General features: G+C 66.4%; 4 protein-coding genes. 3 read left to right on the forward strand and 1 reads right to left on the reverse strand.

The features are described 5' to 3' along the window. Positions 1-619: 619 nt before the first annotated feature. Positions 620-1,345, reverse strand: a complete 726-nt coding sequence (locus tag FLV34_RS38905; RefSeq protein WP_142566097.1) for an XRE family transcriptional regulator — start codon at positions 1,343-1,345, stop codon at positions 620-622. 162 nt (positions 1,346-1,507) lie between these two features. On the opposite strand from FLV34_RS38905, the gene FLV34_RS38910 reads away from it, so the two are divergent. The 3 genes from FLV34_RS38910 (at position 1,508) to FLV34_RS38920 (ending at position 2,961) form a co-directional block, all read left to right on the forward strand. Next, complete coding sequence (locus tag FLV34_RS38910; RefSeq protein ID WP_142566098.1) at positions 1,508-1,861, forward strand: hypothetical protein; 354 nt, start codon at positions 1,508-1,510, stop codon at positions 1,859-1,861. Next, entirely contained in the window at positions 1,845-2,324 is a 480-nt protein-coding gene (locus tag FLV34_RS38915; protein ID WP_142566099.1) for a GntR family transcriptional regulator, read from the forward strand. The genes FLV34_RS38910 and FLV34_RS38915 overlap by 17 nt, the downstream gene beginning before the upstream one ends. Positions 2,325-2,391: 67 nt before the next feature. Beyond that, positions 2,392-2,961, forward strand: coding sequence for an HD domain-containing protein (locus FLV34_RS38920; protein WP_185949795.1), 570 nt, complete (start codon positions 2,392-2,394; stop codon positions 2,959-2,961). Positions 2,962-3,171: the final 210 nt, after the last annotated feature.

A 3,171-nucleotide genomic window follows, 5' to 3' on the forward strand; every position in this document is an offset into this window, starting at 1 on the left:
AAGGCGAGCTATTGGTGGTTATCTCTCCGGTGTGGACATAGTGCGATGGTCCGTGCTCATTCTCTGGGCTGTGGCCTTTGTGTCTGACAGCTTGTCACCACCGGGGCTGGCTCGGGTTGTGGGCGTTCATCTCCTCGTCGGGCAGGCGAAGCCATGCCGGGCCGGACGCCTGGGGTCAAGCCGTCGCTTGCGTGTACATGCTCCCGGTGACCTTCCGCTCTCGCTGGTTGTCCTGCTCGCACTCGACGGCTTGACCTTGGGCGGCCGGTCTGGCATCCCTTGGGTGACCGGCGAGGAGAGGACCACCTCCCACCCGTACGGCCCCAGCTCATCTCCGAGGAGGGCCGGGGGTGCAGGGGGCGGAGCCCCTTGCGGCTCTTCCCTCCGACCTGCTTCGGGGAGTTGGACTATGTCGCCTTGGTCGTCGTCCTGGCCGCGGTGATCTCCGATCGTTTAGCGTTCGCCTTGCGCGGCTGGGAGCGCGCGGGCGGCGCCGGCCGGGACCGGCCAGAGAGCCGCAGCCCGGCCGGCTGGCCGACCGGCGCGCGAGGCGGGCCGCCGTAGGCGGCTCGCCCTTGATAGCGAGAAGAAAATTTGCTTTCGGTCGCGAGACGGGCTGTCAGCAGAGCGGTTCGGCTGTGGCCCAGACGCGTTCGAGGCTGGTGAGGTAGACGGCTGTGCTGTTTTCGTCCCTGGTGGCCGTGAGGTACAGCACGGGGGCTTGGGCTGCCGGTGTGCCGTAGGCGTGGACGTTCACGAGTAACTCGGTGTCGGCCCGGTAGATGGAGTTGTAGAGCGTCGTGCGGTGAAGACGAATCTCTACGCCGTCGACGTCCTGGAGCGGCCGGTACAGCATGAGGGCGTTGCGTACTCGGGCGGCCATGACGTCGGCTCCGATGCCTTCTTCGGCTCCTCGGGCGGTTACCTCAGGGCTGTCGGGGTCGCCGAGAAGGATGCGGATCTTCACGCCTACCTCGGCTCTGCTGGCGAGCAGTCGGATCATGCCGGTGTCCTCGGCGAGGAACAGACTGCTGTAGGTCAGGATGTCGATCTCGCGACTTGCGCCCTGGAAGAGCCGCCGCCAGATGTTCTGCGGTACGGCCCAGCGGTGGGGATAGACGGCTTTCACTTCGTGGGAAATGGTTCGCCGCGGTTGGGCGACGTCAGGCCACAGGTCACTCTCGTCGAGTTGCAGCATGTCGGCCAGGGCCCAGCGGTGGCGGGGATAGGGAATGCGGCCCTTGAGCCAGCGGTCGACCGTCTTGGGGTCCACTTCGAGGGCGGCGGCGACGTCGACGGTTCCGAGTCTGGCCCGGGCAAGGGCATGGCGCAGGGTGTCGCTCACGGGGGGTACCTCCTGGGGCGGCGGCTCTGCCTGCGACGTTAACACGAGACGTCCCTAGACGTCCCTTAGTCGCGGTGTAGAGGTTCCCCCGCCTCGGCGGAAGCTCGTTCGGCGTGGGCGCGATGAACGCGCCCACCCCAAGCCGAAAGGAGCGGGTCAGGCATGGAGCAACTGCGGCCAGTCCAGAAGCGGCAGCGCGAGTATCAGGAACAGCTCTTGAGGGAGCTGCGGGATGAGCTGGAACAGCGCGGGATCACGGCGGTCCTGATCGTGGATGAAAAGAACCGGCCTGCCCTGGACGTGACCGATAGCCGGCTTCGGCCCCGCCGTGTCTACGTCCACCTGGCGTTCTTGTGGTTCTATTGGGGTGACCAGCACGACGAGCGGGTCTCGTGCCTGCGCCTGCTGCCAGCGGCCGACCGAATCGAGAAGGCGGCGCGCGAGGGCTGGCGCGAGGGCGAACAGGGCGAACTCGGTATCGACCTGACGAAAATTCTCGATGCGCACCGCTCCTGAACGGCGCAAGGCATGGCTGACCGGACAGCGAGTCTCCGGCAAGCTGGCTGAGCGCCTACGCGAGCGGATCACGACGGGTGTCTATCCGGTGGGGAGGGCGCTGCCCTCGGAGACCGCTCTGACGGCGGAGTTCCGTGTTGCCCGCAATACGGTACGACGCGCGTTGCGGGCCTTGGAGGCGGAGGGGTTGATCGTGACTGTCCCGTCGAAGGGGCGGCTTGTGCAAGGCGCTGACGCTCCGGTCGATGCCTCCTACCGGTATCAGCTCATCGCCCGCGAGTTGCGGCGGCGGATCGAGCGGGGCGACCTCGGCCCCGGAGACCTGCTGCCCAGCGAAGCGGAACTTCGCTGGCTGTACGAGGCGTCGCGCAACACCGTAAGGCAGGCATTCGCGGAGCTGGAGCGCGAAGGGCTGATCGTGTCCCGGCAGGGCAAGGGCCGGTTCGTCCGCTCCGATGAGTAGGACGTCCTAGGACGTCTGGGTTGGTGCCCTAGGTCTTGCGGGGGCGGGTGCGCCTATCGTCTGTCTCGTGGGACAAGCTGCGTGGGCGCGGGACCTGGCCGAACGACTCCTTGCCAAGCCGCTGCCCCGCCGCTGGGCGCACACGAAAGGGGTGGCGGCGCGCGCCGTGTCGCTGGCCCCGATCCTCGGCGACGAGGCCGACGCGCTGACCGCCGCTGCCTATCTCCATGACATCGGCTACTCCCCTGAGCTGGTCGACACTGGGTTTCACCCCCTCGACGGCGCCCGCTACCTGCGCGATGTGGCGGGCGCCGACGAGCGGCTGTGCCGCCTGGTCGCCCATCACTCCTGCGCGGTCAACGAGGCCGCTGAACGCGGCCTGCTCGACGTGCTCAACGCTGAGTTCGCCCAGGAGCGGCCGGAGCTGGCCGAGGCGCTGACGTACTGCGACATGACCACCGGCCCAGATGGCCGGCATCTCGACGTCACCGAGCGCTTGGCGGAGATTCACTCACGTTACGGTCCTGAGCATTTAGTCTCGCGCTCCATCACCATGTCAACGCCCTGCATCCTGTTGGCCGTGCGGACGATCGAAGCCGCTTTGAGAGTTCGGACAGCTCACAGAAGCGACGGCTGACTTGTTACGCCTGCGCTCTCGGCTACCTGACTGAGAGCAGTCCCATGATGAGGAATGTGGCGAACACGTCTTTTCTCTCATGCCACTGATGTGGCACCATAACCAGATACATTGAGCCAATTTCATCCTCGGGAGGCGTGTGCTACCCGATGGTTCTGAAGGACCGCGATGGCTTTGACCAGGTGGCCGGTCTTGCTCGGGCTACATCGC

This window comes from Microbispora sp. CSR-4 (genome assembly GCF_008033685.1).
In the GTDB taxonomy this organism is placed as follows: Bacteria; Actinomycetota; Actinomycetes; order Streptosporangiales; family Streptosporangiaceae; genus Microbispora.